The 19,195-nt window shown below is 44.5% G+C and carries 16 protein-coding genes; 6 read left to right on the top strand and 10 right to left on the bottom strand.

All coding sequences use genetic code 11. From position 1 onward, the window contains the following. Positions 1 to 108: 108 nt before the first annotated feature. The 4 genes from guaA to helD form a co-directional block, all read right to left on the bottom strand. Positions 109 to 1,665 (bottom strand): glutamine-hydrolyzing GMP synthase, encoded by a 1,557-nt coding sequence (guaA, locus tag V7R88_RS03465; RefSeq protein ID WP_338816446.1) that lies wholly within the window; start codon positions 1,663 to 1,665, stop codon positions 109 to 111. A 93-nt stretch (positions 1,666 to 1,758) separates the two neighbouring features. Further along, positions 1,759 to 2,688: a type I pantothenate kinase gene (gene coaA / locus V7R88_RS03460; protein WP_338816445.1), complete on the bottom strand. Its 930-nt coding sequence runs from the start codon at positions 2,686 to 2,688 to the stop codon at positions 1,759 to 1,761. A 168-nt stretch (positions 2,689 to 2,856) separates the two neighbouring features. Continuing rightward, positions 2,857 to 3,786, bottom strand: coding sequence for a nitronate monooxygenase (locus tag V7R88_RS03455; RefSeq protein WP_338816443.1), 930 nt, complete (start codon positions 3,784 to 3,786; stop codon positions 2,857 to 2,859). Positions 3,787 to 4,080: 294 nt separating this feature from the next. Beyond that, entirely contained in the window at positions 4,081 to 6,387 is a 2,307-nt protein-coding gene (gene helD / locus V7R88_RS03450; protein ID WP_003641150.1) for an RNA polymerase recycling motor HelD, read from the bottom strand. A gap of 204 nt (positions 6,388 to 6,591) precedes the next feature. Here helD and V7R88_RS03445 point away from each other — a divergent pair, with 204 nt between their 5' ends. After that, entirely contained in the window at positions 6,592 to 7,263 is a 672-nt protein-coding gene (locus V7R88_RS03445) for a VTT domain-containing protein (protein WP_338816442.1), read from the top strand. 49 nt (positions 7,264 to 7,312) lie between these two features. On the opposite strand, the gene V7R88_RS03440 is transcribed toward V7R88_RS03445, so the two are convergent. From V7R88_RS03440 to licT, 3 genes are read right to left on the bottom strand one after another with little or no spacing between them, the layout of a single operon-like run. After that, on the bottom strand, positions 7,313 to 8,815 hold the full coding sequence (locus V7R88_RS03440; protein WP_063731303.1) for a glycoside hydrolase family 1 protein: 1,503 nt from the start codon (positions 8,813 to 8,815) through the stop codon (positions 7,313 to 7,315). A gap of 14 nt (positions 8,816 to 8,829) precedes the next feature. Then, complete coding sequence (locus V7R88_RS03435; RefSeq protein WP_214334643.1) at positions 8,830 to 10,692, bottom strand: PTS beta-glucoside transporter subunit IIBCA; 1,863 nt, start codon at positions 10,690 to 10,692, stop codon at positions 8,830 to 8,832. Positions 10,693 to 10,703: 11 nt separating this feature from the next. Further along, positions 10,704 to 11,546: a BglG family transcription antiterminator LicT gene (gene licT / locus V7R88_RS03430; RefSeq protein WP_054398927.1), complete on the bottom strand. Its 843-nt coding sequence runs from the start codon at positions 11,544 to 11,546 to the stop codon at positions 10,704 to 10,706. Between the two features lie 273 nt (positions 11,547 to 11,819). Here licT and V7R88_RS03425 point away from each other — a divergent pair, with 273 nt between their 5' ends. From V7R88_RS03425 to V7R88_RS03410, 4 genes are all read left to right on the top strand, one after another. Then, on the top strand, positions 11,820 to 12,773 hold the full coding sequence (locus V7R88_RS03425; protein ID WP_214334645.1) for a GrpB family protein: 954 nt from the start codon (positions 11,820 to 11,822) through the stop codon (positions 12,771 to 12,773). Between the two features lie 21 nt (positions 12,774 to 12,794). Then, a complete protein-coding gene (locus V7R88_RS03420; RefSeq protein WP_214334647.1) occupies positions 12,795 to 14,651 on the top strand; it encodes a cation:proton antiporter family protein in 1,857 nt (618 codons plus the stop codon). Positions 14,652 to 14,721: 70 nt separating this feature from the next. Then, positions 14,722 to 15,378 (top strand): histidine phosphatase family protein, encoded by a 657-nt coding sequence (locus V7R88_RS03415; RefSeq protein ID WP_063724850.1) that lies wholly within the window; start codon positions 14,722 to 14,724, stop codon positions 15,376 to 15,378. A gap of 14 nt (positions 15,379 to 15,392) precedes the next feature. Beyond that, on the top strand, positions 15,393 to 16,070 hold the full coding sequence (locus V7R88_RS03410; RefSeq protein WP_044429690.1) for a histidine phosphatase family protein: 678 nt from the start codon (positions 15,393 to 15,395) through the stop codon (positions 16,068 to 16,070). A 317-nt stretch (positions 16,071 to 16,387) separates the two neighbouring features. Here the strand turns inward: V7R88_RS03410 and V7R88_RS03405 are convergent, their stop codons facing one another. The 3 genes from V7R88_RS03405 to V7R88_RS03395 all read right to left on the bottom strand — a co-directional run bounded on the left by V7R88_RS03405 (position 16,388) and on the right by V7R88_RS03395 (position 17,790). Further along, on the bottom strand, positions 16,388 to 16,588 hold the full coding sequence (locus tag V7R88_RS03405; RefSeq protein ID WP_003641144.1) for a hypothetical protein: 201 nt from the start codon (positions 16,586 to 16,588) through the stop codon (positions 16,388 to 16,390). A gap of 308 nt (positions 16,589 to 16,896) precedes the next feature. Next, the gene (locus V7R88_RS03400; protein ID WP_003641143.1) at positions 16,897 to 17,211 is read right to left on the bottom strand and encodes a DMT family transporter; all 315 of its coding nucleotides are present in this window, start codon (positions 17,209 to 17,211) and stop codon (positions 16,897 to 16,899) included. Positions 17,212 to 17,352: 141 nt separating this feature from the next. Further along, positions 17,353 to 17,790 carry an NUDIX hydrolase gene (locus V7R88_RS03395; RefSeq protein ID WP_063731309.1) on the bottom strand — a complete coding sequence of 146 codons (438 nt, stop codon included), beginning with the start codon at positions 17,788 to 17,790 and terminating at the stop codon, positions 17,353 to 17,355. Between the two features lie 88 nt (positions 17,791 to 17,878). Here V7R88_RS03395 and hflX point away from each other — a divergent pair, with 88 nt between their 5' ends. Continuing rightward, positions 17,879 to 19,174 (top strand): GTPase HflX, encoded by a 1,296-nt coding sequence (gene hflX, locus V7R88_RS03390; RefSeq protein WP_003641141.1) that lies wholly within the window; start codon positions 17,879 to 17,881, stop codon positions 19,172 to 19,174. Positions 19,175 to 19,195: the final 21 nt, after the last annotated feature.

The raw sequence follows: 19,195 nt of genomic DNA, 5'->3' as shown, positions 1-19,195 counted from the left end.
GGTACCACTTTTTTAGTGATTTTCTTTAAATTTATCAGCTTTGTTCAACTTTGAAATCCTTACGAATCTCGTTCTAATGGGATAGAAGTCGTTTAATTTCAATAAATTCTATTCCCATTCAATTGTCGAAGGTGGCTTACTCGTAACATCGTACACGATGCGGTTAACGTGATCGACTTCATTGACGATCCGCACTGAGATCTTTTGTAAGACATCCCATGGAATACGTGCAAAGTCAGCGGTCATACCGTCGATTGATGTTACGGCCCGAATACCAACGGTGTAATCGTAGGTCCGGCCGTCACCCATGACACCGACTGACTTGATGCCTGGTAATACGGTGAAGTATTGCCAGATTTCACGGTCCAAGCCGGCTTTTTTGATTTCATCACGTAAGATAAAGTCACTATCGCGCACGATTTCTAACTTATCTTCCGTAATCTCACCAATAACCCGAATTCCGAGACCAGGGCCGGGGAATGGTTGACGCCAAACAAGGTCAGACGGCATCCCTAGCTTTTCACCGAGTTCCCGTGCTTCGTCCTTAAATAACGTCCGTAGCGGTTCAATCAACTTGAACTGCATGTCTTCTGGCAAACCACCAACATTATGATGTGACTTGATTGTTTGGGCCGTTGAAGTCCCACTTTCAATCACATCGGTGTAGAGGGTCCCCTGTGCGAGGAATTCCATCCCGTTTAACTTCGTGGCTTCTTCATCAAACACTTGGATAAATTCGTTACCAATAATCTTACGTTTCCGTTCAGGATCACTGACACCAGCCAACTTGCTTAAGAAGCGGTCCTTAGCATCAACTTTGATGATGTTCAAGCCGAACTTACCTTCTAGGCTCGCCATAACTTGATTAGCTTCGCCCTTCCGTAACAAACCATGGTCAACGAAAATACTGGTTAATTGCGTGCCAATGGCCTTGTGCAATAACACACCGACGACACTGGAATCAACCCCACCGGAAAGTCCCAGTAAGACCTTTTTGTCGCCAACTTCAGCGCGGATCTTTTCAATCTGCATATCAATGAAATCATCCATTGACCAGTTAGCTTCAGCTTGGCAAACGTCAAATGCAAAGTGCCGTAGAATATCATTACCGTAGTCCGTATTCCGAACTTCAGCATGGAATTGAATCCCATATAACTTCCGGTCAACATCTTGAATTGCCGCAATCGGGCAATTCTTAGAAGTGGCCACCACGTCAAAACCATCAGGTGCTTGAGTAACCAAGTCACCATGACTCATCCACACTGACTGTTCAGCTGGCGTGTCCTTAAATAGGGGCGCCGAGTCACTCGTCACGTCAATGTTTGCCTTGCCGTATTCACGGTTATCAGCTGATTCGACCTTCCCGCCCGCAAGCGTGTAGGTCATCAGTTGCATGCCGTAACAAATCCCCAAGATTGGTAAGCCCAACTTGAAAATCTCCGGGTCAACCCGAAAGGCGCCATCATCGTAAACACTGTTGGGGCCACCAGAAAAGATAATACCTTTCGGGTGACGAGCCTTGATTTCTTCAGCGGTGATCGTGTTCGGAAGTAGTTCCGAATAAACGCCGAAATCACGAATGCGCCGGGTAATCAATTGATTATACTGACTACCGAAATCCAATACCAAAATGGAATCGAAAGACGCGGTATCCGTTTTTGCCAAGTTGTTCACTCCTTTGGATTAATTAATGCTCAATAGGTCTATCATACTGATTTCTAAACGTTCGGTCAACCAGTATGAGAAATTTCTTAGGTGCTAATATTTGCGGAAATACACGGCATCAATCACATGATGCGCAACTTTGTGCAAAATTAAATCCGCACGATTACGGGTTGGCAAGATATAATCATTCAAGTTTTTCAAGTTAACCTCTTCCCAAACACGCTCGGCCATCGCCATCGCGTCCTTCGAATCACCGATCGCCCAAGGATAGAAATAATTCGTCGGATCCTGGAAAGCCGTTTTCATCAGGGCCTTGAAGCGTTCTAAGTACCAATCTTCAATTAAATCGGCATCCGCATCCACATACACTGAGAAGTCCGTAAAATCACTAATGTAGATCGCCTGATTGCTTGGCAATTGCAACACGTTGATTCCTTCAATAATCAAAATATCAGGATGCGTGATCACGTCAAAACGGTTTGGCACAATATCATAAGTCTGATGAGAGTACACCGGGGCCTTCGCTAACGGCTTTCCGCTCTTCACATCGTTCAAGAATTGGATCAGCCGCGTCATATCATAGCTTTCCGGAAACCCTTTGCGTTCCATCAATTGCATCTTCTTGAGCTCGGCATTCGGGTATAAGAAACCATCCGTCGTAATCAATTGCGTCCGCCGGTCTGGATATAAATATTTAAATAGAATCTCTAATAACCGTGCTGTGGTGGTCTTGCCAACTGCCACACTTCCAGACACTCCAATAATAAACGGTGATTGGCGGTTCTGGCGGTGTAAAAAAACGGACTCCGTTTCCCGCCATGACAAGTAGTGTTCATACTTGGCCTGCAACAAATGCGCAAACGGCATATAAATATCACGGACATCGTCGAGACTAATCCGGTCATTAAACGCCTCAATTTCGTGCAAATTGGCTGCGGTCAATGGTACTTGATGCTGATTGTTACGATAAAATTGCTTCCACTGTTCACGTGAGAAACGATAATAGTTCATCTGATCTTCCATGATTTCTGTCTGCCACCATTACTAAATTAATGGGTTGATTATAACATGAAACCCTTATCAAACGCTGATTAAAATTCAAATTAACCGGATTCCTAATTGGTAGCCAATAACCATTAATAGCTCGATACTAGTTAACGCTGACCTAGTACCGAGCTATGCTACTGTATCTTATTCGATTTTCAGTTGTGCCGCGACCTCACGAGCCTGACCAAACAACGTCGTAATAATTTCCTTGACTGGCCGAATTGTCGTCATCATCCCCGCCACTTCGCCGGCCATGGGCGTACCATGTTCCATATCGCCATCTTCAACGGCTTTCGCAAATGAACCGTCCGCTAACGCGTGTAGTTCCGCTACCGGCGCATTAGTTTGCTCCAATTGCAAGTATTGTGCCAACATCGGGTTAACTAGCGCCCGTACCGGATCGCGCTGGCTGCGGCCAGTCACGATTGTATCCGTGTCACTGGCAGCCAATACTCGTTGCTTATAACTAGCTGGAACCGGGCACTCCTCAGCTGTCAGAAAGATCGTACCGCACTGCACACCCTGGGCGCCCAGCGCAAACATCGCCGCAATCGAGCGGCCATCACCGACACCGCCAGCACCAATCACCGGAATATCAACAGCGTCCACGACTTGAGGTAATAATGCCATCGTTGACGTTTGACCGATATGTCCGCCTGATTCTTGACCTTCAGCAACCACCGCATCCGCACCGGCCGCCACCATCTTATGGGCATGGTGAACCGAAGCAATCACTGGAATCACTTTAATACCGGCCGCGTGTAGCGGCGGAATATATGAAGTCGGGTTACCCGCACCAGTCGTCACGACCTTGACCCCCTCATCAATGATGACTTGGGCCAGTTCTGGACAGTTCTTCATCTGTAACATTAAATTGACACCAAACGGCTTATCCGTCAGCTTGCGGGTCGCTTGGATCTCTGCTCGCAACTGTTCGGCAGATAACCCCGCTGAACCTAAAACACCGAGTCCCCCAGCTTCCGAAACTGCCCCGACTAATTCATGGGTCGCAATTCGCATCATGGCACCAGAAAAAATGGGATATTGAATACCTAACATTTCAGTGATTAACATCGTCGTTTCCTCCTCAGGTCACTAACAACCGTTCTAACTAGTTGTTAGTATTTTCACGATATTGTGTGCCTAGTCAGTATTAAGGTCATTGTCTCTCACCGACTACTGCACTTGATGAGTTAATTTTAACGCTTATTCCATCGTTATGATAGCGTTTTCTTAGTTATTCCGACACAAGTTCCCAACTGTTCCACTACTGATCATCCTGACGTACCTTAAGATTTTCTTCACAAGTAAAACTAAAAAAAGTACCACTCCAGGTGAATGGAGCGGTACTCACTGTCTTAAACTGACTTAAACTTTTGCTTCATTTAATGTATACAAGGCGTGGTTCACCCGCGCTAGTAACGGTGACAAGCTACCCACTGCGACTAACGTTAACTCGTGCATGGCTCGTGAACAGATTGTATATAATAGTTGCCGTTCATCTTCACGTTGGTAATTTTCCTGATTAGCGTTCCACACGATGACCGCGTCAAACTCCAACCCTTTTGCTAAGAAAGACGGGACGACAATGACACCGGGAGCCAAGCGTTGATTTTCAGTTTGAATCAACGTGACCTGCTCACCACGAGCTTTCAGGGCCTTCGTGAGCGCCTCGCATTCTGCTAAAGATTTCCCGATAATTGCCGTCGTATCACGTTCAGAATCGTTCATCGCTAGCTGATCAACGACTTGATCAACCCCCGCTTCAAAGTTAGGCGTCACAACGACATTTGGCAAGTCGCCCTGACGATCAAAAGCCGTGACGGCTTCACCATTGACTAAAATTTCCTTGGTGAAATCAGTAATCTGTTGTGTTGACCGGTACGATTTAGTCAATTGCACGACCCGCGTCTTTTCAGGGTCAAATAACGTGGCCAATTCATTGATCAGCGAATGGCTGTTTTCCTTGGTAAAAATCGCCTGGTTCAAGTCACCGAGCATTGTGAAGCGGGCCTGAGGGAAGCTAAACTTCAGGAACGCTAGCTGAAAGGCGTTGTAATCTTGAATCTCATCCAAGAAGACAAACCGGATGTCACGCTGCCCGTGCTTTCCGGTCATTAAGTCATGCAGGTACATGTAAGCTGAGACCGTTGTTAACGAGATATGACGTTCCTTAATCTCGGCTAGTTTCCGTTCAACCGTAGCATCCCAGTCAGCAGCTGAGATACCGTGATCAGCCAACTTGATGATCTTCGGTACTTCGCGTAAGAAATGCGCGTACTGCATGTTGATGCTCAAGAAACGGTTACGCACGATTTGCGTCCGGGCTTTTCCTAAGCGTTGCATCACAATTTTACGTGCTAAGAATTTAAACTCTTTATCGCCATTCTTAAATTCCCGCGGCTGATTGCCATATAATTGATTGATCTCTTCGCGTGATAAGTCTTGAACCGCTTCTTCGACCCACTTGGAACGCATCTCCGATTCAACCTTGCGATTCAAAATCTTGATTAATTCTTCCTTAGTTGCTGATAACCGGTTCGCTAAGTGGTAGTTCTCATTGAAAGAGTAATAAATCGATTTAATCTTTTCCCGGGAAATAATCACTTCATCGTTCAACGTAATGTTACGGAAACGCATGTCCGCTTGTTCCAAATGTCGGCCATACGTGGTAACCGCGTTGAAGAATGCGAGGCTACCTTCCAACTTCGTAATCTTTGCCATCTGCGGTGTATTTTCAGTTTCAAACCGCTGCTGTAAAGTTTCAACTTGCATGTGTGGTAATCGGTACGATGCGTATTGGAAATAAGTCATCTGAACCATGTTTTGTTCACCCAGTTCGGGCAATACTTGGTTAATATAATCATTAAAGAGTTGATTTGGTGAGAACAAGATGACTTGTCCGGCCGTCAAATTACCCCGGTAACGATACAACAAGTATGCAACCCGTTGTAAAACGGACGAGGTCTTCCCGGAACCGGCCGCCCCCTGCACAAACAGGAGGTCAGAACTCGTATCCCGAATAATGGTATTTTGTTCCTTTTGAATCGTCGTCACGATACTCTTCATCTTCACATCGGACTTTTCATCCAACACTTCTAGTAACATCGAGTCACCAACGGCTTCATCAGTATCGTAGACTGTCACGATCTGGCCATTCTCAACCATCAACTGCCGCTTCAACTTCACATTAACGGTCTGCTCACCATCCGGAGTCTGGTACGTCACGTGCCCTAACCCACCGTCATAATAAATACTGGAAATAGGCGCTCGCCAGTCGTAGATCAAAAAGTGATCCGGCGTGTCAGAAAATGAACTGAGTCCGATATAAATCGTCTCAGGCTTAGGCTCACCAGTCTCATGAAAATCGATCCGCGCAAAATAAGCATTCTTTTCCAACTTTTTTAACGTCGATAATTGCTTAGTCGCGTGCTTCCAACTATTCTGCCGCTCATCCATCATCTGTTGTTGCTGCCGCACGGATAATCCGGTCTCCATCATGCCTTCGTAACTATCCGTTTTAATATTGATGTTATTCAGCAAGTCACGTTTAATATCGGCCTGATCTTTTTCCGAGCGCGTAATGGTTTGGCTTTGTTGTTCTTCAGCCACCTTAATTTTCGCAACCACATGATCTAAGTGTTCCTGTTCTGCAGCTTTAATTGACTTAGCCATTGAACGCCCTCCATTCCTAAATATCGAACAATAATTTTATCACTATCGGCGGCCCGACTCAATTAATAACCCATGGCAGCCGCCAGTTTTTGATTTTTTATGTAAATTTGTTTGAACATTGGTCTATCAAAGTTACGATTGTGTTAAACTGAAAGGAATGTAATCGGTTACATCTATTTTTCAACCCGCAGACGCTTATAATAAATGCAACTTAAATTGGAGGTGGCGCCGTTGGTCAATTTAATAACCATTTTAACCCATTTAGAACAAAGTATCGTCCCACTATTAACTACGCTTGGTAGTTGGTCTTACATCTTATTATTCGCCGTTATCTTTCTTGAAACGGGCATGGTCGTTTTCCCATTTCTTCCCGGCGAATCATTGATCTTTCTCGCCAGCACGATGGCTGCAACTCACAGCGACGCCCTCAGTATTCAGATTCTGGTGCCAGTATTCTTTGTGGCTGCTGTGATTGGCGACACTGTCAACTTCGAAATTGGCCGCCACCTGATTCGCTTACCGTGGTTGCAACGCCACCTCCCCCAATCCAAGCAACAACGCGCCCAACAATTTTTTGCTAAGTATGGCGCGAAAGCTGTCATGTTTGGCCGCTTCGTTCCACTCGTGCGGACCTTTGTCCCGCTGAGTACCGGCGCAGCCAAAATGTCGCAACCGACCTTCGCTATCTGGAACTTAGTTGGCGTTGGTATCTGGGTCAGTGTCGGCTGTTCACTCGGTTACTTCTTTGGCTCGATCAGCTTCGTACAAAACCACCTCTCGCTTTGTTTTCTAGGAATTATGGCCGCCGCGCTCATTCCAGCTGCATTGGTTGCGCTGATTAAGGGCTGGCGACAACAGCGGATCTCTTATAAATAGAATTAGTAAAAAAAGGCCACAAATTAGATTGCGACCTTTTTTACTAGGCTTATTGAGCGACTATACTATTTTCATCTAAAAAACTTGCTGGAATTTGATTCTTATAGCTTAGTAATTCTTGATACCAGAAGTAACTGTCCTTTAAATATCGATTATATGAGCCATCACCATTATCATCTAAGTCAACATAGATTAAACCATAACGCTTTGACATTTGATTTGACGAAGCAGATATCATATCGGTGGTTCCCCACATACAGTACCCCATTAAGTCCACACCATCATTCGCGATGGCTATTAGCATCTGCCGAATGTGCTGGCGCAAGTAACTGATTCGATATGTGTCATGAACACGAAGATCACTGCTCAACTCATCCACAGCACCTAGGCCATTTTCAACAATAAATAACGGCTTTTGGTAGCGATCGAACAAATCGATTAAAGATAGTCTCAATCCAACTGGATCAATCTGCCAACCCCACTCACTCTCAGGCAGGTACTGATTATAAACGCCAACGGTTCGATTAGCTTTGGTTACCCGCAGACCTTCCACATTACTAGCCGTACAAATTGAGGAGTAATAACTGAAGGCCACAAAATCGGCCGTATTCTCACGTAGTTCTTCCTGATCACCTTCCTGAAATTCAATCGTAATATGTGCTCTTTTCAGCTTAGCTAACAAGAATTCAGGATATTCTCCACGCACTTGAATATCGCTAAATGCATATACTTCACGCATTGTTTGCGTTGCTGCAAGCACATTATTGGGATCACTATTGTATGGATAAACCATCGTTCTAGTAATCATGCTACCAACTTTCATCTGTGGATAGTGACGATGACAATACTCGACAACCTCTGCCGCTGCCACAAATTGATGATGCATTGCCTGATAAACAACCGTTTTAAAATCAAGATCAGCAAAACGATCTGCGACTAATCCAGCTGATGAGAAGGGGTGCCTAATAATACTGTCAATTTCATTAATCGGTATCCAGTACTTAACATAATCATGTAAATAATCAATGACGGTTCGCGCATAACGCCCAAAAAGGTCTGCCACTCGTCGATCATACCAAGCATCATAATTTAGCACTAAGTTTAACGGCATTTCGTAGTGGGATAGCGTCACCACTGGTGTAATTTGGTACTTTGCCAATTCTTTAACTAGTGACAGGTAAAAGTCTAATCCCGCTTGATTAGGACACTTATCGTCACCATTTGGAAAAATACGGGCCCAACTTATCGAGAATCGATAGGTATTGATTCCTGTCTCTGCTAACTGTTTAATATCCTCTCGATAATGATGATAAAAATCCACACCATGCCGTTTTGCCCAACCTTTAGTCGATTCATCATTTAAGGCGTTTTTAATTTCAGCACTATCCATTTGGTTCACCGCTTGATAGTCACTACTATCAATTTGCGGCCGGTAACGCAGGCAATCTGCAATAGACATGCCTTTACCGTCCTCGTTCCATGCACCTTCTACTTGATTAGCAGCAGTTGCTACGCCCCACATAAAGTTAGGACTCGTTTTGTAAACATCCATCAATCCTACCTCACTTACGCTAACATTAATAAATTATTATCTGCGGTTACAGATTCGTTCGGTTCTGGTACTGGTAGGACCTCTAAAAAGTCCTTTGTATTTAACACAATAATCATAACCGTTGGATCATATCCAGCCTGTTTTATCTTGTCTAAATCAAACCGTAATAACTCTTGACCTGCGTGAAAACGTTCACCTTTTTTTACTAATGTTTCAAAATATTGACCTTTTAATTCAACGGTATCAATTCCCACATGAATCAACAAATCGGCATCATTATCTAAATGAAGGCCAATCGCATGGCTGGTATCAAAGACAGCTGATGCAACACCATCCGTGGGGGCAATCACGACACCCTCAGTTGGGACGACAGCAATCCCTTTGCCCATAACGCCACTTGCAAACGTTTCATCATTAACTTCATTCAACATCCGAGTTTCTCCAACAACGGGGCTATTAATCGAATGTTTAGTCGTCACCACTTTATTCGCCTGCTCCTGCTTTTGTTTCATGACTTCCTCGCTGACAGGATCTTCGAAACCAATCAACCAAGTTGCGATAAATGTTGCCACACTAGCAATAACAATGGTAGCGACTGCCAATACGACGTAGTTTTCTGTCTTAGATACCCACATTGGTAAGCTGAGTAGTCCAGGAGTGACATAAATAAATGCTTTCATTTTCATAAATCCGGCAAACAAACCGGCAACTGCCCCACCAATCATGGCACCGTACATCGGCTTCTTTAACTTCAGATTCACACCAAACATGGCTGGTTCGGTAATACCACCAAGATATGCTGTCACAGTGGATGAAAGTGCTAAGGCTCTCAACTGCTTATTTTTAGTTTTCAAACCGACTGCTAATGATGCGGCAGCTTGTGACATGTTCGAACACAAAGCCACAACCCGAATTATTGGATCAAATCCCTGTGTCGCAACTAATTGGATACTAATTGGACTGAGCGCTTTATGAATACCAATAGAAACTAACCATGGATATGCGGCAGCAAGTAGCGGAATTGCGATAAAACCGGCGTGATTATACAAGAACATGCTTATACTTGCAATTCCCATTGAAATCAAATTGGCAATTGGTCCAAGAACAATAAAAGTCAGTGGTGCAGTAATCAACATGATAAGCATCGGCTCTGCAAAGACTTTAATCATGCCTGGCGTAATCTTCTTTACAAACTTTTCAATATAAGACATTAACCATACGGATAAAATAGCTGTAATCAAGGTTGAAGAATAAGAAACCAATTGGATAGGAACACCTATGAAACTAACAGGCTTCCCAGCTGCTACCATTGCAACCCAATTTGGATTAACAGTGACCAATCCCATAAATGCCCCTAGAAATTGGTTTGTCTTAAAAATCTTAGCAGCGGAAAATCCAATAAATGCTGGCATAAAGAAATAGCCAGTATCAAAAATCAAATTTAACATCTGATAAGTTTGACTTTTTTCAGTCAACAATCCAGACAGTGTCAGAATGAGCAACAATACTTTCCCCATCCCGGCACCAGCAAGCAATGGAATCGCAGGTGCAATTGAACCAGTAATCGTACTAATTATTTTGTCGAAAATACTCCGCTTGTCCTTAGACTGATTATGATCTACATTTTCATCCAGCTGTAACATATCAGAAAGTTCATTATAAACATCCTCAACGTTATTTCCGATAACTAATTGGTACTGTCCCGCTTTTTTGACAACTTGTAAAATTCCTGGAATCGACCGTACCAACTCATCATCTGCCTTGGCCTCATCCTTCAGCACGAATCTCAGCCTTGTTGCACAGTGTACAACTGACTCAATATTACTTTTACCCCCGACACCATTAATAATCTGGTCGTTCATTTCTTTATATGCCATTATTCTGCCCCCTAATTTGCATCCGCAATTCTTGCGATATGAATCGTCATGTACAGTAAATCTTCATTGTTAAGCGTATAGTGATAGGTCTTCTGAACAAAGTCTTTCACTTTTAATGCACATTCATAAGCCGCTACCTTTTTCCCCTTGATGATTGCCAGCATTTCATCACTCAGGTCACCAATCGTGTGTTTTTTATCATTTTCCATCATGTATTGCCAAAAGAATTTTAAATGTGTAACGAAGCGATTATAATCGAGCGAATCGCGATCAATTTCAACTGATAATTGATAGGTCACAATACTAGTAATCTTCTTAACGAAATCAATAATTTCATGAAATTCATCCAATTGGTCACCTAATTCGCCGCTAATGATATGAATCGCAATGAATCCAGCTTCATCATCCGGTAGGGTAACATCACAAGTTCCGTTGATTAGTTGAATCGCCCACTGTCCAATCTGATATTCTTTTGGATAATAACTTCGAATTTCCCATAAGAATTGATTAGTCAGCGCCAAACCGGATTTTATTCGATCAACACTAGACGAAATATGATCGGTTAGCGCAATATACACACTATCTGTCAGCTCGATATTTTCGTCAGACTCTGCCTTATCAACAATCTGTTTAGCAATTTGAAAATACTGGATTGGAATTTCGTTAACCATGTCCAAAATCAGCTTCCGATCACCTCGACTAACAGGCGTAAACATTTTGTATATCTTACTTTCGTCAACAGTATCATTGAAATGTTTTCCATATGCGATTGCTTTTCCAATAACAATCATTTCTTGATGATCATCATTATGGGTTATAAACGCATTATTATTGAGCACCTTTTTAATTCGCATCATTCTCATCTCCATTCAGCTTGAAAATTCCCATAAAAAAAGCCCACTTAGCCTATCGACTAAGCGGGTTTTGTGTAGCTCCTGAACACTGCTATTACAATCCCAGTTAATTACTATTAATGTATAAATCAATGATAGCGTTTTCTTAGTCGTGTGTCAACTGCCGTTCAACTTAAATATTATCGTTCTAATTTCTTGAAAGGCACGTCTTTCCTTTTCAAAACCACTCAAAAAGTGTATCCTTTCAATGACTTATTCGAGTGGAGGGATTCTATGCAACCAATTCAATTAACTGCCTATCAATCTGACTGGCAAAAGCAAGCAGTCGAGTATCAAACCTTGTTACGCCAACAATTACAGGCGAATCTATTAAAAAGTAGTCACGTGGGTAGCACGGCCATGCCCCAATTATTGGCGCGGCCAACAATTGACTTGGCGTTGCTTGTTAAAGATCAGGCGGCTGCCGTAGCGACGTTACACGCACGACCGATCGCTGGAACGACGCGTACTTACGCGACACAATTAGCTGCTAACGACATCCACGTGATCATTACAACTGATGAACAGCATTATCAGCAATTGCTCACTTTCCGGGATTATCTCAATGCGCACCGGACAGATGGTCGCAAGTATACTGCCATTCGTGAAAAAGGTGTGCGCAATGGGCAAGCCAATCTCGCAGCCTACCTACAAACGAAAGCAGCATTCATGGCAAGCATCAATGACAAGGCCCAAGACTGGTTAGCCACTAAGGATCAGCATGAACACCACGACCGGACCGTCCGTGCAGAACTCGTCAACATGTGCCTTATCACCAATCCAGCGACCGGCGATGTCCTGGTTGAAAACAAGATTGACGCCCAGTGGTCGGGGTTAACTTTTCCTGGTGGCCATGTCGATCGCGGTGAATCACAAGTAACCGCGATGAAGCGTGAAGTATTAGAAGAAACCGGCTTGCACGTCGATCAATTAAAATTAGTTGGCACCGTAACGTGGGTCGAAAATGCGGACGGCGACGTGTCGCTTGGTACCTTATACACCACTAGTCACTATCACGGTGATTTGCTAGCCGGCTCATACGAGGGGGCCATTAGTTGGCAACCATTGAGCCAACTGACGCCTGACAAATTAGCCCCTGGTGTCGACCAAATCCTGAAAGTTTTCACCGATGCACATGCTAGCGAAGCTTTCTGGGGCTTTGATGATGATCAGCTCCGTGTGTACTAAAACGAATCGAGGTATTTATTCATGGATCAAGTTTCCTTAGTCATTATTTTATTAGCCGCATTATTAATTCCGCTTATCATGGCTAAATTCAAAATCAACAGTTTGCCAACGGCCGTCATGGAGATCATTGTCGGTATCGTCATTGGCCCCAGCGTGTTTAACTTTGTGAACACCTCTGACCTTATCTCTCAACTCTCAACGATTGGCGTCATCGTCCTGCTGTTCTTAAGTGGACTTGAAATTGACTTTAGCCTATTTAAGAAGCGGCGCACGGCGTTAACACCTTTAGAACAAAAAAACGCGGTCAACACACCGAAATATTCGCCAGTTCGACTTTCGGTGTACGCCTACAGCACAATTGTTGTTCTATCGCTGTTACTTGCCGCTGCTTTTAAAGTCAGCGGCCTCTTCAGTGATTTCTGGCTTGCCGCGATTTTATTTGGCACGATTTCACTTGGTATCGTAATTGCGGCTTTAAAAGAACAGGAATTGCTTAGTAAGGCTTTCGGACAAACGATTCTGCTGATCTCGGTCTTTGGTGAACTTGTCCCGATGATGGGACTGACGCTCTATGCATCCGTCTACGGCAGTAACTCACAAAGTCTCTGGTTACTATTACTCATTTTAGCCGTCGCCGCACTATTACTCTTACGATTCAAACCATTCTTCCGCTTCTATCAAAATATTAATAAATCGACGACACAACTAGATATTCGGTTAGCCTTCTTCTTGATTGTAACGATGGTCACGGTGGCCGAATCCGTCGGCGCTGAAAACATCCTGGGCGCTTTTGTGGCCGGAATCGTCCTGAAACTCTTGAACCCTAGTGAAACGACCCGCGAACGCTTGGATGCGATTGGTTACGGCTTCTTCATCCCGATTTTCTTCATTACGACTGGCGTCGATTTGAACTTACGGACCTTATTAACTAGTGGCAAGACCTTACTATTAATTCCACTATTTTTCTTAGCATACATGGTTGCCAAGATTGGTGGCTACTGGGTCCTAAAGTTACGGTTCAAGCAAGCCAACGCTTTAGCCGGTACCGCGCTGACTGCAACGACAATGACAATGGTATTAGCCGTCCTTCGAGTTGCCAAGTCAATGAAGACAATTACTAGTGACCAGTCCGGCGCTTTCTTACTCGCAGCGCTACTCACTTGTGTCATCTCACCCCTGATTTTTAACAAGTTTTATTCAGCTGAAAAAGAAGACCTGGTCAAAACGGCGGTCCACTTTATCGGCGCTAACTTAAGCACCGTACCCGTTGCACAACAGCTACGAAAAGGTTGGTACGACGTGTCAATGTACACGAATCATCCTGAGAATTATCAGACCTACCACGCGCAAGTGCCAGTGACCTTAATGGAAAACTTCACAGCCCAGGACTTACAGGATCACGGCGTCTTTGACACGGATATTTTGGTACTCGGCCATATTGATGCCGAGCGGAACTACGAGCTTGCTAAAGCCGCCAAAGCATACGGTGTACGGCGGATCATCGTTCGGTTTGAAGACCGCAATGTGCTTAACGAACATGAAGATGAACTCCGAGAACTCGGCGTCGAAGTCTACAATACACCAGAGGCCAACATTACTTTACTGCGCGCCTTGATTGAATCACCGTCAACCTTGTTATTGCTCAATGATACTGAAAACAGCATCTACGAAGTCCGGGTCCTCAACCATCTCTATACTGATGTTCAAATTAAGAACTTACAGTTTGCCCAGGATATTACCATTAGTCAAGTCATCCGTAATCGGAAACTGATCGCGCCCAATGGAAATACGACGATTATGTACGGTGACCGCTTAATCTTTACCGGGAATAAGCAAACGGCCGCTCAGATTCGACAAGCCTTAGCAACTGCTAATTAATCGCAGTGCATTTTATGGTAAACTAAACACATTATGGCTTAGTTTTGAACACCAAGTAGAGGAGTAAATAATGGCAACTTTTTCCGTTTACATGATTCGTCATGGTCAAACTTACTTTAACAAGTACCGCCGAATGCAGGGCTGGTGTGATTCCCCCCTCACAGCTGTCGGCGAACAGGACGCTCGCAATGCAGGCAAAATGCTCAACGGTATTGATTTCGATGCCGTTTACGCCAGTGACATGACGCGGGCAATGCGCACCGCAGAATTAATTCTTCCTGCCAGTGGCAATACCGATTTGACGGTTCAACCAATGGCTGCCTTCCGTGAAGCCTTTTATGGCTATTTTGAAGGTGATGATACGTCGCAGACCTGGTTCATGGTTGGTGCGCCCCATCAAGCACCTAGTTTGTCCGCAATTATTGAACAATACGGCATCGAAAAAGCCAAAGATTTCTGTAAAGAAGCTGACCCGTTCCATCGCGCCGAAAATAACGCCGAATTCTGGCAACGGGTCAATGGCGGTCTCAATACGTTACGTGCTCACCATCACGACGGGGACAAAGTTTTGGTCGTCAGCCACGGCAATACGATTTACAGTATTGCTGCTCGTTTTGCCGCACTGACCTCACCAGCACGGCCCCAAAATGGGAGCGTCACGAAATTCACAATTAGCGACAACGATGTAACGTTAGACTACTTTGGCCGCAAAGACCATCTCGACTAAATAAGGAGAAACACATGGCTCAATTTTCAATTTACTTTGTTCGACACGGACAGACTTTTTTCAACTTATATAATCGCATGCAAGGCTGGTCTGACTCGCCGTTAACCGAATACGGACAAGCCACCGCAACCAAGGTCGGTCAAGCACTAGCGAACACGACTTTTGACTACTACTACAGTAGTGATTCTAAGCGGGCAATCGACACCGCTCAGCTCATTCGACAAGCGGCGGGTGCCACCGCCCAGCCCTTTAAAACACTGATGAACTTTCGGGAAGTTTTCTATGGTTATTTCGAAGGTGACGATTCAAGTCGGACCTGGTCACTAGTTGGCCGCCAATACGGGGTCACCAGCATGCACGAACTTCTTGAACACGTGCCTATCGATCAGACTCGCGACCTGATGCGTGAAATCGACCCTTGGCATGAAGCTGAAGACAACTCGATGTACTGGGAACGGATCAACCAGGGCTTTGACTACTTGAAAGCTCACCACGATCACCATCAAAAAGTCCTCGTGGTTACCCACGGCACGACAATCCGCAGTATGGTCGCACATTTTGCTCCTGAAATCGACATCACGAACGGCCCCAAAAACGGGAGCGTCACTCGCATCGACATCGATGGCGATCAAATTCGCGTCGTCGATTATGCGCAAGACTTAGCTGACGTGAAAGTCAATCAACACTTATAATTTTGCTCATCAAACAAAACGCTCGCAACCACTAACTGGTCGCGAGCGTTTTTATATTGGCTCTGAAATAACTGTTGTTGGTCATTAACTAAATACGTGATTACCGGCGACAGAGATTTCTATTTGTATTTTAATCATGGGCTATTGAATCGTTCGAATTAAAAAAGGTGCTTGCCGTTGCTCGGCTAAGCACCCATAGAACGATTCGCAACATTCATTGACAGAGAACCAACTCGGCTATCTTATCAATGATGTCCTTAAACTTTGCTGGTTAAAGACGTATTTGAAGAATTCAAGTATTGCTACCCCAATTCAACCTATTTTTTCAAAAAAGCCAGCACGTTCTTCTTAGACGGTTTCATGCTTCCTGCTAAGAACGCAATTACGACTGCCACAACAGCAAACAAAAGTTCCCAGACTGACCAATTAAAAACTACCGTTAAAGCTAACATAATAGCAGCTGCAATTATCAAGACGCCATCTCTGGGGCCTAAATTCAGATACGGATACATCATCATCAGACGTCACTTCTTTCACTATTTGTTGTACTTAACCAAGACTATACACGGAATTACTGACGAAATTAAGAAGCCCCTCCGAGAGGTAGTGCGTTGACCGGGTGTAACAGGAAAATTGTGTAAAGTCTTGGCAACAGTGCGTCTATCTCAGGTCGGAAGAAGTCTAAGAATAATCCACATATTCATTTAACTTCTATGATTATTATAACACCGCTTTCACGCTTATAATCATTCTTTTATAAGAATATTGAGAAGCTGTTGGCGGCTTCACTGACGACCAACAAACCCACTAACACAACCACCCAATCCTAGCTCGTGACTTTGATGCCAATAATACCAATGACCAGCATTGCTATGAAGATCCACGTGATGGGTGCAATTGTATCTTTGAAGAAAACCAGGCCAACAATTATCGCACCGACCGCACCGATACCGGTCCAAATTGGATATGCAATACTCAACGGTAAGTGTTTGGTTGCTAATGCTAAGAAGCCAAAGCTCAAGACCATGCCAACGACTGTGGCCGCAGCATAGCCAAAGTGACTGAACCCATTACTTAACTTCATCATCGTAGCCCATACCACTTCAAATAATCCAGCAATAATTAAATAAATCCACGTCATTCTCAATTCCTCCTCAAAATAAAAAGGACAACGTCCACCCAACTTCCACAATGACCTAAGGAAGTTGGGTTAACGTTGTCCGGTGACAATTCATCTTAATATTTCAGTCCACTATAGCAAACCTCATCGGCATGGTCAAGCTTACGCACCGCAAAGCATCCACTTTGTCAGTGGGGTCAACGGTGTCGGCAAAGCATCTAAAGCAAAGAAAGCCGCAGTACTCGTCTCATCGGTGGCTTGAATCAATTCACCACCCGTTGTATTGGCGCGATATAACGTGGTGACACTGTCAATAATGTCGCCGTTAGGATACTGATAGTGCATCTTGGGCCCACTATAGACATCGATCAGCGTTAACTCACCCACCGTCAGCCCAGTCTCTTCTTTCAATTCCCGTCGCGCCGTTTGCTGGACCGTCTCTCCCGGTTCAGTCGATCCAGCTGGCAAGCCCCAACAGTGATTATCGGTTCGATAAATCAAGACAATTTTACCAATCGAATTTTGGGCCATTAAAGCCGCACCAGCCACTACTAGCGGTTGGTGGCCAACTCGCCGCCGCAAATCAAGCACGTAACCCATTTTTGATTCCTCCCTAATACCCGAAGTCGTAATATTTTGATTAGACATGTTATACTTAATGCAATCATAACACGTTAGGAGTGAGTGTATGTCTGAAACCAACGCTCAAAAAGTACAAGAAGTCATCATTGCCGGCATGTCTAAAACGGTCGCCAATTACGACTACGCCATGTCCGAGCTAGAAGCGCTCGTTGCAGCCAATAATATGCACGCGGCCCTGCGAATTGACCAAGGATTGGAAAAGCCCAACCCGGCCACCTTCTTCGGCAAAGGTAAAGTTGTCGAAATCAAAGAAGTCGCAGCCGCCAACGATTTGCACATTATGGTCATCAACGCGGATCTGACCCCTAGTCAGGTGCGTAACTTAGAGGAACAAACGGACATTCAGATCATCGACCGTACTGGTCTGATCTTAGAAATTTTTGGTAACCGTGCGCGGAGTAAGGAAGCCAAATTGCAAGTTAAGATTGCCCAATTACAATACCAACTTCCCCGATTACGAACGAGTATCTCCAATCGCCTTGACCAACAGGCTGGGGCCGCTGCTGGTGGTGGCGGGGGCTTTACCAACCGTGGTGCTGGTGAAACGCAACTGGAATTAAATCGCCGGACAATTCAAGACCGGATCAGTCACGCGAAGCACGAACTTAAGGAACTCAATAAGGACGAAGTAGTGCGACGTTCACAACGCGATAAAGCTGGGCTCCCCAACGTCGCTTTAGTCGGTTATACCAACGCTGGTAAATCAACGACTATGAATGGTTTAGTGAAACTGTTCGGTAAGGGTGAAGATAAGCAAGTCTTCGAAAAAGACATGCTTTTCGCAACGTTAGATACAAGTATTCGTCAGTTAACCTTCCCTGACAATAAGCAGTTACTGCTCAGTGATACAGTCGGGTTTGTCAGCGACTTGCCGCATAACTTGATCAACGCCTTCCGTTCAACGCTAGCCGAAGCTGCCAATGCTGACTTACTCATTCAAGTCATCGACTACGCCGATCCCCATTACAAGGAAATGATGGCGACCACTGAAAAGACGCTCAAAGAAATCGGTGTGCACGATGTCCCGATGATTTATGCCTTCAATAAAGCTGATTTAACCGAAGCCGACTACCCGAACCAGCAAGATGATCAACTCATCTATACGGCGCGTGATGAGGCCTCACTACAAGCTTTGACCAGTATGATCAAAGCCAAAGTCTTTAAGAATTACGTGACAACAACGTTATTAATCCCGTTCAATGATGGTGAAGTAGTGGCTTACTTGAATGACCACGCCAACATTCTCAAAACGGATTACTTAGCTGATGGCACCCAATTAACAGTCGAACTCAACACTGTCGATGCCCAACGTTATGAAAAATACGTGGTGACACCTGCTTAAACGACTCATTCAAAAAGATGG

The organism is Lactiplantibacillus argentoratensis (genome assembly GCF_037290055.1).
Taxonomy (GTDB): Bacteria; Bacillota; Bacilli; order Lactobacillales; family Lactobacillaceae; genus Lactiplantibacillus; species Lactiplantibacillus plantarum.
Note: the sequence above shows the minus strand (reverse complement) of the source record. Positions and strands in the feature narration are given on the sequence as shown.

Coding starts and splice junctions, on each gene's coding strand:
- V7R88_RS03435 (WP_214334643.1), bottom strand. CDS start 10,692: ATGGCATATAAAGAAATGAACGACCAGATTATTAATGGTGTCGGGGGT.
- V7R88_RS03405 (WP_003641144.1), bottom strand. CDS start 16,588: ATGATGATGTATCCGTATCTGAATTTAGGCCCCAGAGATGGCGTCTTG.
- V7R88_RS03400 (WP_003641143.1), bottom strand. CDS start 17,211: ATGACGTGGATTTATTTAATTATTGCTGGATTATTTGAAGTGGTATGG.
- V7R88_RS03415 (WP_063724850.1), top strand. CDS start 14,722: ATGGCAACTTTTTCCGTTTACATGATTCGTCATGGTCAAACTTACTTT.
- V7R88_RS03420 (WP_214334647.1), top strand. CDS start 12,795: ATGGATCAAGTTTCCTTAGTCATTATTTTATTAGCCGCATTATTAATT.
- V7R88_RS03455 (WP_338816443.1), bottom strand. CDS start 3,786: ATGTTAATCACTGAAATGTTAGGTATTCAATATCCCATTTTTTCTGGT.
- licT (WP_054398927.1), bottom strand. CDS start 11,546: ATGCGAATTAAAAAGGTGCTCAATAATAATGCGTTTATAACCCATAAT.
- hflX (WP_003641141.1), top strand. CDS start 17,879: ATGTCTGAAACCAACGCTCAAAAAGTACAAGAAGTCATCATTGCCGGC.
- V7R88_RS03410 (WP_044429690.1), top strand. CDS start 15,393: ATGGCTCAATTTTCAATTTACTTTGTTCGACACGGACAGACTTTTTTC.
- V7R88_RS03395 (WP_063731309.1), bottom strand. CDS start 17,790: ATGGGTTACGTGCTTGATTTGCGGCGGCGAGTTGGCCACCAACCGCTA.
- V7R88_RS03440 (WP_063731303.1), bottom strand. CDS start 8,815: ATGGATGTTTACAAAACGAGTCCTAACTTTATGTGGGGCGTAGCAACT.
- V7R88_RS03445 (WP_338816442.1), top strand. CDS start 6,592: ATGCAACTTAAATTGGAGGTGGCGCCGTTGGTCAATTTAATAACCATT.
- helD (WP_003641150.1), bottom strand. CDS start 6,387: ATGGCTAAGTCAATTAAAGCTGCAGAACAGGAACACTTAGATCATGTG.
- V7R88_RS03425 (WP_214334645.1), top strand. CDS start 11,820: ATGCAACCAATTCAATTAACTGCCTATCAATCTGACTGGCAAAAGCAA.
- coaA (WP_338816445.1), bottom strand. CDS start 2,688: ATGGAAGATCAGATGAACTATTATCGTTTCTCACGTGAACAGTGGAAG.